We start from the raw sequence: 2,537 nt of genomic DNA on the forward strand, positions 1-2,537 counted from the left end.
GGTGTGGGTGTTGGTGTAGGTGTAGGCACCAGTGTAGGTGTGAGTGTAGGTGAAGGTGAAGGTGATGGAGTAGCTGTGGAGGTAGGAGTTGGAGTTGATAAAATACAGAGAGTCTTTTCCATTCCTCCTGCGGTGATAACAAATTCTCCAGCTGGAACTCCCTCTGTGCTTATATTAAGTCCAAAATCACCGTTCGCGTCTGCTATTACTTTCTTGGACATCACCACCTCTACATTCACTGTGGTTGCATCTTCGGCTGCATCGCCATACAGTGCGAGGTCTTTCTCTCCTGCTATATCCACAACTATTCCGTACCATGTAAAGGGGAAGGCGAATGATATGGAAACCACCCCGCTGGATGCTTCTTCAGGACCAGCCAGTGGGTATTCAAAGCTTCGAAAAAACAATATAGGCGAGATGGATATTCTGAGATTCTTCACGTTCTCTACGGTTAAAGAGAAAGTTTTTTCGCCTTCGGGGAAGTGTATACCCTGGAATTCATGATAATATCTACTACTATTATCACCAGAGACAGATACAGGAAGAGAGAAGGCGAAAGATGAATTTATCCATATCTCTTCGTTTGGAACCGCTTTCCCTGTTATCGAAAACGTATCCCCCTGCAGTACCTCGCCCGGGATAATCAACTCACTTACACTCGCCCCCATCACCGGGCTCTGGAGGCTCAGGAATATGAATAATACTACGAGTACAGCAACCACCCATAAAAATAAAAATCCTTTACTGTACTGTTTACTTCTGCTATTACGATCATTTATCATCTATATGCATCTTAAGGTATAAAAATAGGAGAGGGGGTTTAATTTTACTATCTTCTCTTCCCCTCCCTTGTTGCGAGTGCTATGACTATACTTAGGATACTCACCAGTGCGAGCATTCCTGATGGCGTGAGTGCAGGTACCGCTGTTGGTGGTGCTCCCCTCGTGATTGGTACTTCCTCGCTCGTTTGTTCACCATTTACACTCAGCATAAAGCTGTAATCACCTTCAGTTGGTGGGTTTTGCACAAAATCCCCGGTTGTAATCACCACTTTCGTCAGTTTTAGCCACACCGGGAGTGATAACTCAGCATTTACAGTACCCGGGGCGTTATCCGTTGGCAGAGTTATGCTTCCCTCCAATGCTATAGAATCCAATATCAACGGACCCACAGATGTAGTACCACCCGGACTATAATCTACGTCTTTTGTACCTGTTGTTGAGGAATTGCCATCAAAGTAAATTGTGGCGACTACGTCTACCGTTCCCGAGGGATCACTGCTGTTTGAATACAGGGTCACCTTACCAATTAGCTTGGTTCCATTATAAAGCTCTGCGGTCCCTACCTGTTGCCATCCTGAAGTGGGAGGTACCATGCGGTATCCTGCGGGGATAGTCCCGGTCATCGTCACTGTGTCGCTATACCCTGCGGGGTTCTCTGCCACAAACACATAGTTTGTTATCGCACCAGTCGTGCTCGTTCCAGGGGTGACAGAAAAGTTGAACGCTGAACTGGTCGCTATCGCCTCTGAAGCACATAGTATCGCTATAACCATCACCATCGTCGTCAGAGCCATACTCACCTTCGCCCTCTTCTTCACCATCGCTCATATCACCCCCATCGCTTTCACCGTAACAATAGCCAGGAAGACGAAGATAAGCGGATTAATTGCCGCTGCGACAATCCTACTAAAAAACATCGCTTTCTCACTTCCGCTCGCGCTCAATAACTCCTTCGCTATCAGCAGTATGATCAAAACAGCTACGGCAAAAGCGCTAAAAATCGCTGCCTGGCCAATCACTGCTGTCGTTGTTGTGGTCGTGGTTATAGTTGTAAGCATCGCTTTTACACCTCCTCCATACTCATTTCTCTCTCAGGCATTGCTTTTCTCCTCCTTTTTTACACATAAACATGCACAAGAATGTTTCATGTTTTATGTTTCCAACATGTGTTTTAAACATAGAGAAAAACAATATATAAGCCTTTCGGTACATATATAAACCTTTCGGTCTCGGCTCGGTCAGAGACAGGGTCAGAGACTACTTCGTATGAATGACAGATAGTAAGCGTCTTCTCGCCCGCGAGCTCAACAAAAGCGAGTAGAGTAAAACCCCACGTGAGATAGGTATCGTAACCCCCTCCCCAAAGCACCTACAATCCCACTTATAGAAACCACCCAATTTTAAATTTAAGTTATGTTATTTATGGAAAACATTAATGAGAGATACAAAAACAATCTATTTCAAAAATGAAGAGTCAAAAAGCGAAAAATTTGAATATAACCTCGTATGTTACTATTAAATGATGAAGTAACATGAAATCGCCATTAATACCGGATTTGGAGAATCCAAAATGGATTATAGCAAAAATCATACTTGAAGCTATTGGTTCTGGAAGAGCAAAGAAAACCGCAAGCAGGCTGAAAATACCCGATGTAGAGCGGTTTATAGACATAATGAGAGTCATTATGATCGCAGATCTACTTTGAAATGAGCTATTCCGATTTTATATCGGAATTAAAAGATAATGAGAAGCTG

General features: G+C 43.9%; 5 protein-coding genes. 1 reads left to right on the forward strand and 4 read right to left on the reverse strand.

What is annotated here, in order from left to right; genetic code table 11:
• From J7J01_06985 to J7J01_07000, 4 genes are all read right to left on the reverse strand, one after another.
• Positions 1-782 (reverse strand): hypothetical protein (locus J7J01_06985; protein MCD6210616.1); only part of this gene is annotated, 782 nt, incomplete at its 3' end.
• A 47-nt stretch (positions 783-829) separates the two neighbouring features.
• Positions 830-1,603 (reverse strand): hypothetical protein, encoded by a 774-nt coding sequence (locus tag J7J01_06990; protein MCD6210617.1) that lies wholly within the window; start codon positions 1,601-1,603, stop codon positions 830-832.
• Positions 1,604-1,606: 3 nt separating this feature from the next.
• Positions 1,607-1,840, reverse strand: coding sequence for a hypothetical protein (locus J7J01_06995; GenBank protein MCD6210618.1), 234 nt, complete (start codon positions 1,838-1,840; stop codon positions 1,607-1,609).
• A 113-nt stretch (positions 1,841-1,953) separates the two neighbouring features.
• Positions 1,954-2,151 carry a hypothetical protein gene (locus J7J01_07000; GenBank protein ID MCD6210619.1) on the reverse strand — a complete coding sequence of 66 codons (198 nt, stop codon included), beginning with the start codon at positions 2,149-2,151 and terminating at the stop codon, positions 1,954-1,956.
• A gap of 163 nt (positions 2,152-2,314) precedes the next feature.
• Between J7J01_07000 and J7J01_07005 the strand changes: the two genes are divergently transcribed.
• On the forward strand, positions 2,315-2,488 hold the full coding sequence (locus J7J01_07005) for a hypothetical protein (protein MCD6210620.1): 174 nt from the start codon (positions 2,315-2,317) through the stop codon (positions 2,486-2,488).
• Positions 2,489-2,537: the final 49 nt, after the last annotated feature.

This window comes from Methanophagales archaeon (assembly GCA_021159465.1).
GTDB lineage: Archaea > Halobacteriota > Syntropharchaeia > Alkanophagales > Methanospirareceae > G60ANME1.